The following is a 16,615-nucleotide window of genomic DNA, read 5'->3' on the forward strand; positions in this document are numbered from 1 at the left end:
GCGCAAAATCGCACGGCTCTTGCTTTGCTCCCTGTTTGCGATCGCATCGACCGCGGGCGCGCAGCGGGCGGAAGCCGAAGATCTCGCGCTGCGCGATGCGGCGTCGATGGCCGGCGTCGGAATGTTCCTCAACGCGCGCGCCCCTGGCCTGATCCTCGCCGTCGTCCGCGGCGAGGATAGCTTCATTGCGGGATATGGCGAGATCGCCCCGGGCAGCGGCAAGGAGCCGGATGGCCGTTCGATCGTCCGCGTCGGCTCGGTCTCGAAGGTTTTCGCGACCGATGTGCTCGCCGCCATGGCGGCCACCGGACAGGTTGCGCTCGATGCGCCGCTTGCCGGCTATGCTCCGCCGGGGAAGACGCCGCTGGCTTTCGAAGACAGGCCGGTCACGCTGCTCGACCTTGCAACGCATTCGGCCGGCCTGCCGCGCGAGATGCCCGATCCGGCGACGCCGCCTGACGAGAAAAACCCGTTCGCGGCCTACAAGGCCTCCTATTACTGGGATTGGATGTCGAGCCATCGGCCCGCCTATCGCCCGGGCACGACCGCAATCTACTCGAATTTCGGCTTCGGCCTGCTCGGCGAGGCGCTTGGCAAGGCCGGCGGAAAGCCGTTCGCGGAACTGGTCGGCGAGCGCATCACCAAGCCGCTCGGGATGGCAGATACGACCTTGCGCCTCTCGGAGGCACAGAAGCCTCGGCTGATGACCGGGCTCGACCCGTTCGGAAAGCCCGACCCGAACTGGGAGGCGAGCGAGGTGATGCAGGCCAGCGCCGGCATCTACACCACGGCCGACGACATGGTGAGGTGGATGCGCTGGCACCTTGCCGACGATGCGGCCGGGCGGCCGGCACGGACGCTCGCACATGCGCTCTGGCGACCGCATGATGGGCTTTCCCGCCTGGTCGGCGTCGAGGCGACGGACTCCGAAGGGATGGGGCTTGGCTGGATCGTCAGCCGGCCGAAGGACAGGGTGCCTCTCCTCCTCGGCAAGAGCGGCGGGATCGGCGGCTTCATGAGCTATGTCGTGCTCTCGCCCAATCGCAGGCTCGGCATCTTCGTCGTCGCAAGCAAGGTCGACTTCGCCATGTTCGAGGGGCTGAGGACCGCCGTCCGCGATCTGGCGGCGGAGCTGGCCCCGGCGAGCCCGTAGACGATGGCCGCGTCCCGTCCCGTCCGCGGATCGAGCCGCTTCGCCTGCTCGACCGCGATGCTGCGCGTCTGGCTCGCTTTGGCAGGAACAGCTTCATCCTGCGCGCCACTCGTGCTGGCGCTGCCCGCCTGGGGGCAAGTCAGCGGAAAGGGAGGAGCCGGCGGTGCCCACGGCATCAGTCGCCCCACCACGGGACAGGCAGGTAGCCTCGGTGGCGAATATTCCGGCGGTGGTGGCGGCGGAGGGGGCGGTGCCAATGCCCGGCCGAGCGGCGGATCCACAGGCGGCAAGGGCGGCAGCGGCGTGGCCGGCCATGGTGGTGGCGCCGGCGGAGACATCAGCGGCAATTCATCCGTACTCCCGTCCATTCCACCCGGATATCTCGGCCATGTCGGGCAGTCCGGTTCGGCAGGAGGCTCGCCCTCGCATGGCGCTGCCGGCGCCCCGGGACATGATGGCGGTAGTGGCGGCGGCGGTGGCGGGGGAGCCCTCGGTCTCGATTTCTACGGGGCATTGCTGACGGCAAGCCAGACGATCAACCTGGTCGGCGGCAATGGCGGCAATGGCGGAACCGGGGCGAACGGCGGCAACTCCTACAGAGACCCCTTCATCGGACATGGGGGCGCAGGTGGAGGCGGCGGCGGTGGTGGCGGCGGCGGTGCCGCGGGGTTGTCTTTGCCGGGGCAGGAGCTCGTCTTCAGCCCTTCGTCGGTCGGGTTTCATTGGGTCGCGCCGTCCAACCTTGTCGTGACGACCACGAATGCGACTCTGCAGGGCGGCAATGGGGGCCGAGGCGGAGACGGCGGCGACGGAGGATCGGGCTCGGGGGCCTATGTGTCGCAAACCTGCCTTCCGGGAGGCCGCGGCTGTGTGCCGATCCGCATGTATCCGGGCGATGGCGGCCCCGGCGGTTCGGGCGGAGACGGCGGTGCTGGCGGTGCTGGTCTGCTCTCGCTCTACGGCCGACAGATCAGCCTGTTTGCGACGACCGCTCAGGGCGGCAACGGCGGCGACGGCGGCGGCCTCGGAGGCGGCGGCAATGGCGGCTCGAGCTACGGCTATAGCGGCATGACGGATGGCGCTCGCGGCAATTTCGGAACAAACGGAAACGGCGGCCGTGGCGGGGCCGGCATCGAGGTCGTCGCGACAAGCGGCGGCAGCACGATCATCTCGCTGTCGTCGGATAGCCATGCATTGGGCGGCAAGGGTGGCAGGGCCGGCTATCTTGCTGTGCCCGGCTGGGGAGGCGACGGCATTCGTGTAGCCGGGCCTGCGACCATCACCGTGGGCGGGACCGTGACTGGCGGCGGCGGTGGCGATGTCGACGGTGCATGGTTCGGAGGCGGCGGAGGCGCAGGAGTTTTCGTCGACGGCCAGGCCAGCATCACCATCCAAAACGGCGCGCAACTGTCCGGGGGCCGTGGCGGGCTCGGCGACCAATCGTCCGCCGGACGCGGAGGAGATGGCGGCGCGGGCATCGAGGTCCTGCGCGGCGGGACATCCCTGATCATCGCCGGAGAGGTGCGCGGCGGCGACAGCCAGGGCTTTGTTCCCGGCTCGCAAGGCGCGGCGATTGCCCTCACCGGCAGCGGCAATTCGGTCGAGCTGCAGGCGGGATATAATCTGGTCGGCAAGGTGGTCGGCGGCAGCAATGCGACGCTCATTCTCGGCGGCGCGGCGAATGCGAGCTTCGATCTCAGCGGACTGGGTTCGCAATATCTGGGCTTCTCGGATTTCAACAAGGGCGGCGCGAGCACCTGGACCCTGTCGGGTGCTGCGACGGCTTTTCGCGGCGACATGGCGATCTATGCCGGAACGCTCGCCTTCTCGGCAGTAGCGCAGCTCACCGCGACGAATGCTCAGATCGCAAACGGCGCGGGTTCGACCGCTGCCGTCGCGGTCACGGGGGCTGGAGCGAAATGGACCGCCGACGGCCAGCTCGTCGTTGGCAATCAAGGTCAGGGCGGCCTGACAGTCTCCGACGGAGGCACCGTTCTCGCCGGCTCGATCAGGGCCGGAACGGCAATCGGCGGGAATGGCACGTTCAGCATCACCGGCAACGGCTCGCATCTGGGAGCCGGCAGTCTCGTGCTCGGCGATGGCGGCACGGCATCGGCTCTGGTGTCCGGTGCCGCATCGAGCCTGACGGCAGATACGTTCACGGTCGCGAACTTCGGCCGCGCCGATCTTACGGTCGCCGACGGCGGCCGAGCCGGCGCTGGCGGGGGCCGGACCATCGAGGTCGCCAAGACCCTGGGCAGCGTCGGTACCATCAATATCGGCGCGGCTGCCGGGCAACCCGCGACCGCACCGGGGACACTCGACAGCGACATCCAATTCGGTGCTGGCACCGGCAGTCTGGTCTTCAACCACACCTCCAGCGGCTACACATTCACCAAAGCGGTATCGGGCGCAGGTGCGATCGACTTCCGCGCCGGCACGACGATCCTCACGGCCAATAGCGGGGGATTCTCAGGGCCGACAACAATCGCCGGCAGCACGCTTCGGATGGCAGACAGCGCACGGCTCGGCGGCACCGTCAGCATTGATGGCGGAGGCCGGGTCGAAGGCGGTGGTAGCATCGGCGCGACGACCGTCAACAACGGCGGCACGCTCGCGCCTTCCGGCTGGAACGCGCTCACGGTCAACGGCAACGTGACCGTCAATGGCGGGGGCACCCTCCGGCCTTCGGATGCCGCCGGCCTCATCGTCGATGGCACGCTGACGCTGAATTCCGGCAGCGCTTACGACTACCGGCTGCATGGCTACGGATCGTCGGCCGCCGGCTCGGCGACGACGCGCGTCAACGGCAACCTCGCCCTCAATGGCGGGACGTTGAATCTCGCCAGCAGCTCCCAGCCTGCGCTCGGCTACCACCGCGCCTTCACCTATACGGGAACTCTGTCCGGTAGTGGCCTCCCCGTCGGGACGGTGCCCAACACCGGGCCGTTCGCTTACAATTACAGCGTCGACACCTCGCAAAGCGGCAAGGTCGACGTGCTCGTCGGCGCCAATGGCGTCAACATCCTGCAGCTCTGGGGCACGACATCGGCCGGTGGCGCCAGTGGTAGCTGGACTGCCACCAATCAGAATTGGCTCGACCTCGGCGGCGTAACGCCGACGCAATGGGGCAGCGGCTATGGCGTGTTCCGGGGTCCGGGGGGCACCGTCACGCTCGACAGCGTCAACGGTGCGCTGGGCGCCGTCGGGCTGCAATTTGCCGGCGGCAGCTACACGCTGACCGGCGACAGCCTCGACCTGCATGGCTATAGCGGCGGCGGCATCACCATCACCACGCCGGAAATCAGGGTGCTCGACGGCGAGACGGCCCGGATCGACGCAACGCTCACCGGCTCGGCCGGTTTCGAGAAGACCGGCGACGGCACGCTCATCCTAAACGGCGCGAACAGCTACAGCGGCGGCACGATCATATCGGGTGGCAAGTTGCAGGTTTCGGCCGACGTCAATCTCGGCTCGGCCAGCGGCGGGCTGACATTCGACAGCGGCGCGTTGCGCACGACGACGGACATCGTCTCTACCCGGAACGTCGCGCTGCGCGGCACCGGCGCGATCGAGACGGATGCCGGCACCACATTGACTTTGTCCGGCCCGGTCGGCGGCGCCGGCGGCCTGATCAAATGGGGCGACGGCACGCTTCTCCTTACCGGCACCAACAGCTGGGCGGGCGGCACCCTGCTCACTGCCGGCACGATCAGGGCTGGCAGCGCTGGCGCCCTGCCGACCATGACCGATTGGATGCTGACCGGCGGCAAGCTCGACCTCGCCGGCCATGATCTCTCGATGGCCTTCCTGGCGAGCACCGGCGGCGAGATCGCGCTGGGCGGCGCCGACCTCACCGTCAATCAGGCGCAGGACAGCCTCCATGCCGGAACCATCACCGGCGCGGGGCGCCTGCTGAAGGATGGTCCCGGCGCATTGCTGCTGACCGGCACGAACAGCTATTCCGGCGGCACGGTGATCCGCGACGGCACGCTCGCCATCGTCGCCGACGCCAATCTCGGCAGTGCTGCTTCCGCCATCGCCTTCGACGGCGGCGGCCGCCTGATGACGCTGGCCGACATCACCAGCGGCCGCTCGGTCACGCTTGCCGGCACCGGCACGATCGAGACCGCTGCCGGCACGCGTTTCGTCCTCGACGGCTCGACCAGTGGTGGCGGCAACCTGGTCAAGGAGGGTTGGGGAACGCTGGCCTTGACCGGCAGCGCTGACCATGCCGGAGGCACGACGATCACGGCCGGCACGCTCCAGATCGGCGATGGCGGCACGACGGGCGAGCTCGCCGGCGACGTCTCAAACGACGCTGTCTTGCGCTTCAACCGCTCGAACCTGTACAGTTTCGGTGGCGCCATCTCCGGCGCCGGCATCGTCCTTCAGTCCGGCTCCGGGACGACGAGCCTGACCGGCACGAACTCCTATTCCGGCGGCACATTGATCGAGGCCGGAACCCTGCAGGTCTCGCGCGACGCCAATCTGGGCGCCGGCGGAACGGCCGTTACTTTCCTGGGTGGAGCGCTGCGGTTCGGTGCCTCGTTCAATACCGATCGCACCATGCTGCTGATCGGCAATGGCACGGTCGACACCAACGGCCACGATGCGACGCTGACAGGCGGCGTCTACGGTTATGGCGATCTGATCAAGGCCGGCGCGGGCACCCTGACGCTGAGCGGGACGAACTCTTATCGCAACACGCTTGTTACCGCCGGCACCTTGATCGGCGACGCCGCATCGATCTCCGGCGATATCGCCAATAACGGCGCGGTCGTCTTCAACCAGCGAAACGATGCCAGCCTGGCGAGGGTGTTGTCCGGCACCGGCAGCTTCACCAAGGCCGGCGGCGGAGCCCTTGCCTTGACCGGCGACAGCTCCGGCTTCTCCGGCTCGACCACGGTGTCCGCAGGCACGCTCATCGTCAACGGCGCGCTCGGCGGCGGGCTCGATGTCCTGTCCGGCGGTCGGTTGCAAGGCAACGGCACCGTCGGGCCGACCACGATCCATGCCGGTGCGACCATCGCCCCGGGCAATTCGATCGGCACGCTCACCGTCTCCGGCGACATCCGCTTCGAGCATGGCGCGACCTATGCGGTCGAGGTCAGCCCGGGTGGCTCGTCGAGCGACCTGATCCGTGCCAGCGGCAAGGCGCGGCTCTCGGGCGGCTCGGTGGTCCATATCGGCGAGGACGGCACTTATTGGGCGAACCAGCGTTACACCATCCTGACGGCCGGTCAGGGCGTCGAGGGTCGCTTCGACGATGTCAGTTCCAACTTCCTCTTCCTCGATCCGAGGCTGGAATACGACACCAACAATGTCAGGCTGACCCTGCTGCGTAACGACTTGCCGTTCGCCGCGATCGCGCAAACGCGCAACCAGGCCCAGACGGCTCTCGGATTGGAAAGTCTGGGTGATGCCAACCCGTTATGGCTGAGCTTCACGCAACTGCGCGACGAGGGCGAGGCCCGGCGCTCCTATGACAGCTTGTCGGGCGAGATCCATGCGTCGGCCAAGACGGTGCTGATCGAGGGCAGCCAGGAGGTTCGCAACGCGGTGTCGGACCGGATTCGTGCCGCCTTCGACGGGATTGGCGCGCCGCGGATCGCGACACTGGCCTATGCTTCCAGCCACGGGGCGGTCGCGGCGGGGGTAAGCGAGGGCTTTGCCTTGTGGGCGCGTGGCTTCGGCTCCTGGGGCCAGACACGCGGCGACGGCAACGCCGCCTCCCTCACACGCTCAAGCGGTGGCCTGCTTGCCGGTTTCGATGTTCCGGTGGCGTCGGAGGCGCGGCTGGGCGTCGTGGCGGGCTACTCGCGCTCGACCTTCGAGATCGCTCGGCGTCGCTCCCGCGGCGAGGCGGACAATTACCATATCGGCCTCTATGGCGGAGCTGAACTCGACCGCTTCCGGCTGAGTGGCGGGGTCACCTATGCCTGGCATGAGCTGGACACCCGGCGCAGCGCCGTATTCTCCGGCTTCGGCGAGGAGCTGCGCTCCGATTACGGCGCCCGCAGCCTGCAGGCTTTCGGTGAGATCGCCTATCGCTTCGACCTCGGGCGGGCCACCATCGAGCCTTTCGTCAATCTCGCCTATGTCAATCTCCGTAGCGCCGGCTTCACCGAGACAGGCGGCGTCGCAGCGCTTACCGCCAGGGTGCAGACCACGGCCGTCGCCTTCGCCACGCTCGGCCTGCGCGCTCAGATGAGCTTCGATCTCGGCAACAGCGTCGCGCGGATCAGCGGCACGCTCGGCTGGCGGCACGCAACGGGTGACGTCACCCCATTGTCGCTCCAGGCCTTCTCCGGCGGCGCGCCGTTCTCGATCGCAGGCGCTCCGATCGCCCGCGACGCGTTGGTCGTCAGCACCGGCCTCGCGCTGAATCTGTCACCGGAAGCCGAAATCGGGCTGTCCTATGACGGGCAACTCGCGTCGCGCGCGACCGATCATGCCTTTAATGCCCGGCTCGCAGTCAAGTTCTGATGCCACCAGCATGTACTGCCATCCGCCGCAATGTCTGGTTCGCGGCATCAGATGAGCTTCCGCTCCTGGCATTCGCGCTCGGTCGGTGCTGCGTCAGAAGCGGATCGCCTCTGGCTGGCGGCCGCGACCGTGGGCCGTCCGGAGCCGACGCTTCTCACGGGCCAGCCGAGCAACGCGCGCTTCTGCGACTTCAGCGATCTTCGCTGGTCTCCAAAAAGGCGGGGCGAACCGCCTTCTTCAGCTCGTCGATGAAGGCTCGGACGAGCCGTTTGGGCGCGCGGGCCTTCTGATAGAGCGCATAGGCCTCGACCGAGACACGCGGTCTGAGGGGCCGCACTTCCAGCCGGTAGCGGCTGCCGCTGATCGCGGTGAAGGAATCGACCAGCGCCACGCCGAGCCCGGCCTCGGCCAGCAGGCAGGCCGTATTGCTGTAGCGCACCTCGATCGGGCAGGGCGGGCGCGCACCGGCGAAGAAATCCCGCTGCAGCAGCAGCCCGAGCCGCGCGCCCGGCTCGAAGCCGATCATCCGGTGGCCGGAGAGCATGGCAGGAGAAATCTCGCTCTTGGCGGTTAGCGGATGGTCGGGCGTCATGGCGCAGACCATCTGGCCGGCACCGATCAGCTCCGCCTCCAAACCCGGCCTCGCATAGGGCTCCAGCGAGACCCCGAGATCGGCTGCGCCGCTCTCCAGCCCTTCGATGACGCCATCGGTACGGCGCACGTCGAAATCGACATGCAGCTCCGGCCGGCGGCTGGCGAAGCGCGCCAAAGCGCGTGGCACCAGCGCATTGGCGATCGGGGGCGTCGCGAGAAGCCGCAGCGAGCCGCTGCGCGTGTCGCGCAGCGCTGCGACCTTGCGCGAGAAGGACTGGACCATCGAGAAGATGGGATCGCTGTCGCGATACATCTCGAGAGCTTCCGGCGTCGGGATCAGCCGGTTGCCCTGCCGCTGGAACAGCTGGAAGCCGAGCTGCCGTTCCATCTGCTTGACCGCGGTGCTCACCGCCGGCTGCGACAAGGCCAGCCCCTGCGCCGCCGCCACTGTCGTTTGGCAGCGAATGACTTCCCGAAAGATCTCGAGTTGCCGCAAATTCAGCATGTCGGCCGGCTCCGCTGGGCAGATCGCAGGCAGTATAAATTGGATTGATAGAGGGCCTAGTGATTTTTCTAGATCTGATATTGTGGCGGCTTTCCGGCGCTGACTATCCTGCGGTTTCCCGTTCCCAGGAGCGCGCCATGTTCGCCAGAATTGCCACCATCGGCCTGACCTTGCTGCTCGCCCCCGCCGCGATGGCGCAGACGACATTGAAGACCGCCGTCGATGGCACGTTCGCGCCCCACGCCATGCCCAAGCTCTCCGGCGGCATCGAGGGCTTCAACGTCGATCTGGCCGAGGCTATCGGCAAGCAGCTCGGCAAGACGGTGACGGTCGATGCCGCCCAGTTTTCCGGGCTGATCCCGGCCCTGCAGGCTGGCACCTACGACTTCATCGTCGCGCCGGTGACGGTCAGCAAGGAGCGCGCCGAAAGCCTGCTTTTCACCGAAGGTTATCTCAATACCGACTTCCAGTTCATCACGAAGAAGGGCGCGCCGCCGATCACCGCGCTCGAAGAGCTGAGGGGCAAGGTGATCTCGGTCAACAAGGGTTCGGCCTATGACAGCTGGGCGCGCGGCCTGGAGGAGAAGATCGGCTGGAAGGTCGAGTCGTTCGGCACGCAGACCGATGCCGTCCAGGCGGTGATTTCGGGCCGTGCCTATGCCAATGTGGCCGGCAACACCGTCATCCAATGGGCCGCCAAGAGCAATCCGCAGATCCAGCTCTCCTACACCTATTCGACCGGGCTGGTCTGGGCCGTCGCGCTGCGCAAGGATTCCGCGCCGCTGCGCAACGAGCTCGATCAGGCGATCGAGTGCCTGAAGGCGAACGGCACCATGGCCGCTCTTCATGAAAAATGGTTCGGCACCAAACCGGCCGCCGGCTCCGCCGCCATCACCCCGTTCCCGGGTTATGGCGTGCCCGACATGCCGGGCTACGATGCCACGGCGCATACCCCCGCCTGCAAGTGAGCGAGGCGAGCGAACTGTCGGCCGGCGGAACCGGCACCATGCGCCCGCCGCATCCGCTGCTCGACATCCGCGGCCTGCACAAGAGCTTCGGCACGATCGAGGTGCTGAAGGGCATCGACCTTGCCGTCTCGCCCGGCGAACTCGTCTTCCTCATCGGCCCTTCCGGCTCCGGCAAGAGCACGCTGTTGCGTTGCTGCAACCGGCTGGAAGAGGCCAGCGGCGGCTCGATCTGGTTCGGCGGGCAGGAGGTGCTGGCAGACAGGATCGACATCAACGCGCTGCGCCGGCGCATGGGCATGGTCTTCCAGTCCTTCAACCTCTACCCGCACATGACCGCGCTGGGGAACGTCACGCTGGCGCTGCGCAAGGTTCTGAAGAAGCCCCGCGCCGAGGCGGAGCGCATCGGCATGGCCGCGCTGGAGGGCGTCGGCCTGGCGCATAAGGCCGCTTCCTACCCCGGCGAACTCTCCGGCGGCCAGCAGCAGCGTGTCGCCATTGCCCGCGCCTCGGCGCTGGAGCCTGGGCTGATGCTGTTCGACGAGCCGACCTCGGCGCTCGACCCCGAACTCGTCGGCTCGGTGCTGCAGGCGATGCGCGATATGCGCGCCGCCGGGATGACGATGCTGGTCGTCAGCCACGAGATGCGTTTCGCTCGCGAGGCGGCCGACCGCGTCGTCTTCATGGATGGTGGCGTCATCGTCGAGCAGGGCCCGCCGGAGCAGATCTTCGGTTCGCCACGGCAGGAGCGCACCCGCGCCTTCGTCTCCGAGGTTGCCCGGTAGCGCCATGGATCGCTTCCTCGACAGCTTCCTCAACGCCAAGCTCATCGCCACCACCTGGCCGGCGATCCTGAGTGGGCTGGTGGTGACGATCGAGATCGCGGCGCTCGTGGTCGTGACCGGCCTGCTGCTCGGCCTGGCGCTCGCGGTGCTGCGCTGGCGGGCCGGCCGCTGGTTCGCCTGGCCGCTGATGCTCTTCGTGGATCTCTTCCGCGCGGTGCCCCCGCTCGTGCTCGTGCTGCTGATCTTCTTCGGCCTGCCCAATATCGGCATCGAATTGCCGAGCTTCGCAGTGCTCTGGCTCGTGCTCTCGCTGGTGCTGGCCGCCTTTGCCGAGGAGATCGTCTGGGCCGGGCTGATCGCAGTGAAACGCGGCCAGCACGAGGCTGCCCGCTCGACCGGGCTGACCGAGACCCAGACACTTCTCTACGTCGTCCTGCCGCAGGCGCTGCGCCTCGCCGTGGCGCCGTTGACCAACCGCACCATCGCCATCACCAAGAACACCGCACTGGGAACGGTGATCGGCGTGCCGGAGATCATCAACCAGGCGACGACGGCGGTCTCCTTCTCGGGCAATGCGACGCCGCTGTTGGTGGGTGCCTTCGCCTATCTCCTGCTCTTCATCCCGATCATCGGCCTCGGTCGGCTGATCGAGAGCCGCTTTGCCTGGAGGCGCCAGTAATGGACGTGCTCCTCCAGCAGTTCTTCAATCTCGAGATCATGGGCAAGGCCCTGCCGCTGGTGGTGCAGGGCTTGAAGACCACGCTGCTCATCTGCCTGATCGTCATCCCGATGGGCCTCATCGGCGGCGTGCTGGTGGCGTTGGCCAGCCGATCCACGGTTCGCGCCCTGCGGGTTTCGGTGACGCTGCTCGTCGACCTGATGCGTGCCTTGCCCCCGCTCGTGGTGCTGATCCTCGTCTATTCGGGGCTGCCTTTTCTCGGCCTGCGCATCTCGCCGCTCACGGCGGTCGTGATTGCCTTCTTCCTCAACAACGCCGCCTATTACGGCGAAATCATCCGCGCGGGCATTGAGAGCGTCCCCGCCGGGCAGTGGGAGGCGGCACGCTCGACCGGCCTGAGGGCGGACCAGGCTTTCACTTGGGTCATCCTGCCGCAGGGCCTGCGCAACGTGCTGCCGGACCTCGTCTCGAACACGGTCGAGGTGGTGAAGCTCACCTCGCTCGCCAGCGTCGTCTCGCTGCAGGAGATGCTCTACTCGGCCGACATGGCCCGTTCTCTCACCTTCAACGCCTCGCCGATCGTGCTGGCCGCGCTGATCTATTTCGCGCTGCTCTGGCCGGCGGTGAGGCTCGTCAGCCGCCTCGAACACGCCGCCGCCCGCTGAGCGGCCATCACTGAAAGGACGCGCCATGCGCATGCTCACCGTCGCCGCCGCCCAGATGGGCCCGATCCAGAAGGCTGACAGCCGCGAGGCGGTCATCGCCCGCATGGTCGCGCTTCTCGACGAAGCCAGGGAGAAGGGTGCCGATCTGGTCGTCTATCCCGAGTTGGCGCTGACGACCTTCTTCCCGCGCTGGTATCATGAGGACCGCGCCGAGGCCGACATCTGGTTCGAGGACGCGATGCCCGGCCCAGCGACGCAAGCCCTGTTCGACCGGGCGCGCGAACACGGCATCGCGATTTCCTTTGGCTATGCCGAGAAGACGCCGGACGGGCATCATTTCAACACCAGCATTCTCACCGACAAGAGCGGCGCCATCGTCGGCAAATACCGCAAGATCCATCTGCCCGGCCACGCCGAATACGACCCTGAGCGCACGCATCAGCATCTCGAGAAGCGCTATTTCGAGCCGGGCGACCTGGGCTTCCCGGTCTGGCGCACGCTCGGCGGCGTGCTCGGCATGGCGATCTGCAACGACCGACGCTGGCCGGAAACCTACCGCGTCATGGGCCTGCAGGGCGTCGAGATGGTGCTGATCGGTTACAATACCCCCTCGGTGAACTCGCAGCGCGGGGCAGAAGGCCCTGAAAAGCGCCTCTTCCACAACCGCCTCAGCGTTCAGGCCGGCGCCTATCAGAACGCCACCTGGGTCGTAGCGGTGGCCAAGGCCGGCGACGAGGACGGACATCACATGATCGGCGGCTCGCTGATCGTCGACCCCAATGGCGAGATCGTCGCCGAGGCCAAGACCGAGGGAGACGAATTGCTGGTGCACGCCTGCGATCTCGATGAGACGGCCTTCGGCAAATCTACCATCTTCGATTTCGCCCGCCATCGCCGCATCGAGCATTACGGCATCATCACCAGCCAGACCGGTGCAGTGCCGCCGCCGGAGGCGTGAGCGCTGCATCGACCGGACGCCCGGCCGCCGAGGGTGCAGCCTTTCGGGGAGAAAGACCATGAGTCGCATCCTCGTCACCAATCCGAACTCGAACGAGGCCGTCACCGAAGGGCTGCGCCAGGCGCTGGCGGCTTTCGCGCGCACGGGCGGTCCCGAAATCGTCTGCGAGACGCTGGCTGAAGGTCCCTTCGGCGTCGAAACGCAGGACCATGTCGAGGCCGTGCCCCTGCCGCTGCGCCGGGACATGGGCGTTCAGACAACGGCCCGAAGTTCGTCGCCCAAGCGTGCGGGACTGGATCGCAGCCGTCGGAGCGAAGACGGCCTTCATCGAGACGGGCTCGCCGTGGGAGAACGGCTATTGCGAGAGCTTCAACGCGAAGCTGCATGACGAGCTTCTGAACGGCGAAATCTTCCACAGCCTCGCCGAAGTGAAGGCTGCCATCGAGAGCTGGCGCCAGTACTACAACACCAGGCGCCCGTACTCCTCGCTCGGCGACAAGCCACCGGCGCCGGCTCCTATCGTGCCGCCGTCAAGCGTGGCCGTGAAGCCGACCATGCATTGGTTGAAGCCGGACCACTCAATCGGGGCAGACCACTTATCCTTCCGGATTCGATCGGAATGCAGACTTCGGACCGGAGGTTGGAGCGTGCGCCTGAACTTCGGCCATCAGGGGCTGCGCGATGCAAGATAGTCATCGATGCTCGCACGTGTTCCCGCCTGCCAGATTCTCTGCAGCGCCCGGCAGAACGCCTTCCGGAAGCGCCGGTCGTCCGGCAGATTTCCATAGATGTCCCGCATCTGCAGCCAGGTTTCCGGTGCGGATCTGGCTTGTTGCGCCTGCCGGTTGAGCCGCGACCACTCCGGGTCATTCGGCCCAATGGCTTGCCCGCTTTCGGTTTCGCCATAGCAGTAGCGGCACCAGAGAGCGCTGACGAGCGCAAGCCCGTCGATGGGTGTGCCCGCGCGCAAGGCATCGCGCAGCGTCGGCAGGATGAATTTCGGCTGGCGGTTGGAGCCGTCCAGGCAGAGCCGGCGGATCGTGTCGCCGATCTTGGGATTGGCGAAGCGCTGCTCGATGGTCCGTTTGTAGTCGGCCAGATCGGTATCAGGGACTGGCGGCACGACCGGAATGACCTCGTCGTCGAGCAAGGCCGAGAGAAAGCGGGCGATCTGGGCGTCCTGCATCGCCTCGTGGACGAAATGGATGTCGAGCAGGCCCGCGGGATAGGCGATCGCCGCGTGGCCGCCATTGAGGATGCGGATCTTCATCAGCTCGAAGGGCGCGACATCGGCGACGAACTGGACACCGACGTCCTCAAGACGCGGGCGTCCGGCCGGGAAGTGATCTTCCAGCACCCATTGCCGGAAACCCTCGCAGAAGACCGGGCGGCTGTCCGCGATGCCGAAATCGTCGCGCAATGACTGGCGTTCGCGCTCCGAGGTGGCGGGCGTGATGCGGTCGACCATGCTGTCGGGAAAGGCGACGTTTTCCCGAATCCAGAGTGTGTCGACGCGATCGATGAGATCGACAAGACCGGTAACGGCGTCGGCCGTTACATGGCCGTTGCCCGGCAGGTTGTCGCAGGACATCACGGTGAAGGGCTGCAAGCCGGCCGCGCGGCGTTTCAGCAGCCCGGCGGCGATCAGGCCGAAAGCGGTCTTCGGAGAAGCGAGGCGATCGGCGGCATCGGCCACGATATCGGGATGGCCGGGATCGAAGGCTTGCGTCGCCGGATCGATGTAATATCCGCCCTCGGTGACGGTCAGCGAGACGATCCGCGTGCGGGGATCGACGAGGCGCTCAATGATCGCGGCGCTGTCGCCGGGCCGCACGAAATCGATCATCGCGCCGGTAACGCGCGCCTGCGAGCGCTCGGCCTCTTGCGTCACCACCGTGGTCAGGAAATCCTGCGCGGCAAGATCGCGGCCCATCGCGGCATCGCTCTCCCGCACGCCGGTGCCCACCACCGCCCAGTCACGGTCGCGCCCACGCTCGAACAATTCGTCGAGATAGGCTGCCTGATGCGCGCGGTGGAAATTGCCGACGCCGATATGGACGATGCCCGGGCTCAGCTCTTCCGGTCGGTAGCCGGGGATACCGACCGCCGGGCGGAGCTGCCCGAGCGTCGCGCGGGACAGGCGCACCGCCATGCTCAACCCTTCCTTGCAGCGCGCAATTGCAGGGCGAGATCGGGGCGGTCGCTGGTGATCTGCGAGATCGGCTGGCCGAGCCAGAAATCGAGCTCGCGCACCGTGTTGGGCACCCAGGCGCCGAGCTTGTCGCGTCCGACGATGCCGACGGCGCGATCGACACAGAGCCGCAGCAGGGATTGTTCGACGGCAATGATGCAGCCGAGGTCGACGAAGCGCTGCAAGGTGCGGTCTACGCCGCCGAAGGCCTCGCAGGAGCGGCGGTCGACCGAGGCGAGCCGGCGCATATGCGGCGCCTTGGTTCGGATCTCCTCGATCACCTCCGGAACGAAGCAGGTCAGCACCACGCGCGATGACATCTTTCGGCTTTCAACCAGCGCGATGACCTTGTCGAGCAGGCCGGGAGAGGGATTGCCATAGGCATCCATCTTCATCTCGATCTCGAGCTCGATCCCGGTCGGGCCGAAGACATCGAGCACCTCCGGCAGGGTCGGGATCGTCTCGCCCAGCGTATCGTCCAGCGTCACCTTGGCGAGCGCGGCGCGCGAGAGATGCGCGACCGGGCCCTTATGGTCGGTGGTGCGGTCGAGCAGCGGATCGTGGATCACCATGATCTCGCCGTCGCCCGAGAGATGCACGTCGAGCTCGACGGCGTCGACGCCGAGAGCGCAGACATTGCGGAAGCCGCTCAGGCTGTTCTCCGCCCAGATGTTGCGCGCGCCGCGATGACCGATGATCCGCATGTCGAAAAGCCTTGCTTGCCCGTGGGCGGTTTATTTGCCGCTATCCACCAGCCCCTTCACGAACCAGCGTTGGAGGATGAGGATGACGAGGGTCGGCGGCAGCATCGTCAGGAAGGCCGCATTCATCAGGAGATGCCAGGTCGGCAGCGAGTCGCCTTGCGGCATCAGCTTCTTCAGGCCGATCACGGCATTGGCCATGGCCGGCTCGGTGGTGAGCAGCAGCGGCCAGAGATACTGGTTCCAGCCCATCAGGAAGAGGATGATCGCCAGCGCCACGATGTTCGAGCGCGACAGTGGCAGCAGGATCAGTCGGAAGAACTGCCAGGGCGTGGCGCCGTCGATGCGGGCGGCTTCGCAGAGCTCGTCGGGGATGGTGAGGAAGAACTGGCGGAACAGGAAGGTCGCGGTCGCAGACGCAATCAGCGGCAGGATCAGGCCGGAATAGGTGTTGACCAGGTTCCAGTCGAGATCGACCAGCGCCTTGATGCCGAGCCAGGAGCCGAGGATATTGAGCGGCAGCGCGACATTCGCCGCGGATTCATAGGTCGGCACGATGCGCACCTCGATCGGCAGCATCAGCGACATGAAGATCAGCCAGAAGGCCGTCATCCGGAAGGGGAAGCGGAAATAGGTGACGGCGAAGGCCGCGATGACCGAGACCGCGAGCTTCCCCACGGTGATACCGATGGCGATGATGAAGGAGTTGAGCAGCAATCGGCCGAAATTGGCATTGCTCAGCACCGTCTGCATGTTCGCCAGAAACTGGCTGCCGGGCAGCCAGGACATCGGCACGCGCATGATCTCCTGCTGCGAGAGCGAGCCGGTGACGAAGACGAAATAGATCGGCAGGCAGACGAGCGCGGCGCCCACCAGCAGGATCAGGTGGCAGAGAGCATCGATGACGGGGGTGCGCTCGTTCATCGCCGG

At 66.8% G+C, this 16,615-nt stretch carries 11 protein-coding genes and 1 pseudogene; 8 read left to right on the plus strand and 4 right to left on the minus strand.

Features of this window, described 5'->3' with window-relative positions:
• Positions 1–19: 19 nt before the first annotated feature.
• Both ampH and AB6806_RS01560 read left to right on the plus strand, forming a co-directional pair.
• The gene (gene ampH, locus AB6806_RS01555) at positions 20–1,153 is read left to right on the plus strand and encodes a D-alanyl-D-alanine-carboxypeptidase/endopeptidase AmpH (RefSeq protein WP_370954299.1); all 1,134 of its coding nucleotides are present in this window, start codon (positions 20–22) and stop codon (positions 1,151–1,153) included.
• 3 nt (positions 1,154–1,156) lie between these two features.
• Positions 1,157–7,642 (plus strand): autotransporter domain-containing protein, encoded by a 6,486-nt coding sequence (locus tag AB6806_RS01560; protein ID WP_370953983.1) that lies wholly within the window; start codon positions 1,157–1,159, stop codon positions 7,640–7,642.
• A gap of 190 nt (positions 7,643–7,832) precedes the next feature.
• Here the strand turns inward: AB6806_RS01560 and AB6806_RS01565 are convergent, their stop codons facing one another.
• Positions 7,833–8,741 carry a LysR family transcriptional regulator gene (locus tag AB6806_RS01565; RefSeq protein WP_248312404.1) on the minus strand — a complete coding sequence of 303 codons (909 nt, stop codon included), beginning with the start codon at positions 8,739–8,741 and terminating at the stop codon, positions 7,833–7,835.
• A 137-nt stretch (positions 8,742–8,878) separates the two neighbouring features.
• Here AB6806_RS01565 and AB6806_RS01570 point away from each other — a divergent pair, with 137 nt between their 5' ends.
• The 6 genes and pseudogenes from AB6806_RS01570 to AB6806_RS01595 form a co-directional block, all read left to right on the plus strand.
• Positions 8,879–9,709 carry a transporter substrate-binding domain-containing protein gene (locus tag AB6806_RS01570; RefSeq protein WP_133561820.1) on the plus strand — a complete coding sequence of 277 codons (831 nt, stop codon included), beginning with the start codon at positions 8,879–8,881 and terminating at the stop codon, positions 9,707–9,709.
• A 38-nt stretch (positions 9,710–9,747) separates the two neighbouring features.
• The gene (locus AB6806_RS01575) at positions 9,748–10,491 is read left to right on the plus strand and encodes an amino acid ABC transporter ATP-binding protein (RefSeq protein ID WP_142020362.1); all 744 of its coding nucleotides are present in this window, start codon (positions 9,748–9,750) and stop codon (positions 10,489–10,491) included.
• 4 nt (positions 10,492–10,495) lie between these two features.
• A complete protein-coding gene (locus AB6806_RS01580; RefSeq protein ID WP_142020363.1) occupies positions 10,496–11,170 on the plus strand; it encodes an amino acid ABC transporter permease in 675 nt (224 codons plus the stop codon).
• Positions 11,170–11,835: an amino acid ABC transporter permease gene (locus AB6806_RS01585; protein WP_113253162.1), complete on the plus strand. Its 666-nt coding sequence runs from the start codon at positions 11,170–11,172 to the stop codon at positions 11,833–11,835. The genes AB6806_RS01580 and AB6806_RS01585 overlap by 1 nt, the downstream gene beginning before the upstream one ends.
• Positions 11,836–11,860: 25 nt before the next feature.
• A complete protein-coding gene (locus tag AB6806_RS01590; protein WP_142020364.1) occupies positions 11,861–12,793 on the plus strand; it encodes an N-carbamoyl-D-amino-acid hydrolase in 933 nt (310 codons plus the stop codon).
• 237 nt (positions 12,794–13,030) lie between these two features.
• A pseudogene (locus tag AB6806_RS01595) lies at positions 13,031–13,353 on the plus strand (integrase core domain-containing protein); the annotation flags it as partial.
• A 107-nt stretch (positions 13,354–13,460) separates the two neighbouring features.
• Here AB6806_RS01595 and AB6806_RS01600 read toward each other — a convergent pair.
• From AB6806_RS01600 to AB6806_RS01610, 3 genes are read right to left on the minus strand one after another with little or no spacing between them, the layout of a single operon-like run.
• A complete protein-coding gene (locus AB6806_RS01600) occupies positions 13,461–14,945 on the minus strand; it encodes a mannitol dehydrogenase family protein (protein ID WP_370953984.1) in 1,485 nt (494 codons plus the stop codon).
• A 2-nt stretch (positions 14,946–14,947) separates the two neighbouring features.
• The gene (locus AB6806_RS01605; RefSeq protein ID WP_142020366.1) at positions 14,948–15,688 is read right to left on the minus strand and encodes a glycerophosphodiester phosphodiesterase family protein; all 741 of its coding nucleotides are present in this window, start codon (positions 15,686–15,688) and stop codon (positions 14,948–14,950) included.
• A 30-nt stretch (positions 15,689–15,718) separates the two neighbouring features.
• Positions 15,719–16,609, minus strand: a complete 891-nt coding sequence (locus tag AB6806_RS01610) for an ABC transporter permease subunit (protein ID WP_113253165.1) — start codon at positions 16,607–16,609, stop codon at positions 15,719–15,721.
• Positions 16,610–16,615 lie beyond the last annotated feature (6 nt).

The organism is Allobosea sp. RCC_152_1, from assembly GCF_041360765.1.
GTDB classification, from domain to species: domain Bacteria; phylum Pseudomonadota; class Alphaproteobacteria; order Rhizobiales; family Beijerinckiaceae; genus Allobosea; species Allobosea spartocytisi.

Coding starts and splice junctions, on each gene's coding strand:
- AB6806_RS01560 (WP_370953983.1), top strand. CDS start 1,157: ATGGCCGCGTCCCGTCCCGTCCGCGGATCGAGCCGCTTCGCCTGCTCG.
- AB6806_RS01565 (WP_248312404.1), bottom strand. CDS start 8,741: ATGCTGAATTTGCGGCAACTCGAGATCTTTCGGGAAGTCATTCGCTGC.
- AB6806_RS01570 (WP_133561820.1), top strand. CDS start 8,879: ATGTTCGCCAGAATTGCCACCATCGGCCTGACCTTGCTGCTCGCCCCC.
- AB6806_RS01575 (WP_142020362.1), top strand. CDS start 9,748: ATGCGCCCGCCGCATCCGCTGCTCGACATCCGCGGCCTGCACAAGAGC.
- AB6806_RS01580 (WP_142020363.1), top strand. CDS start 10,496: ATGGATCGCTTCCTCGACAGCTTCCTCAACGCCAAGCTCATCGCCACC.
- AB6806_RS01585 (WP_113253162.1), top strand. CDS start 11,170: ATGGACGTGCTCCTCCAGCAGTTCTTCAATCTCGAGATCATGGGCAAG.
- AB6806_RS01590 (WP_142020364.1), top strand. CDS start 11,861: ATGCGCATGCTCACCGTCGCCGCCGCCCAGATGGGCCCGATCCAGAAG.
- AB6806_RS01600 (WP_370953984.1), bottom strand. CDS start 14,945: ATGGCGGTGCGCCTGTCCCGCGCGACGCTCGGGCAGCTCCGCCCGGCG.
- AB6806_RS01605 (WP_142020366.1), bottom strand. CDS start 15,688: ATGCGGATCATCGGTCATCGCGGCGCGCGCAACATCTGGGCGGAGAAC.
- AB6806_RS01610 (WP_113253165.1), bottom strand. CDS start 16,609: ATGAACGAGCGCACCCCCGTCATCGATGCTCTCTGCCACCTGATCCTG.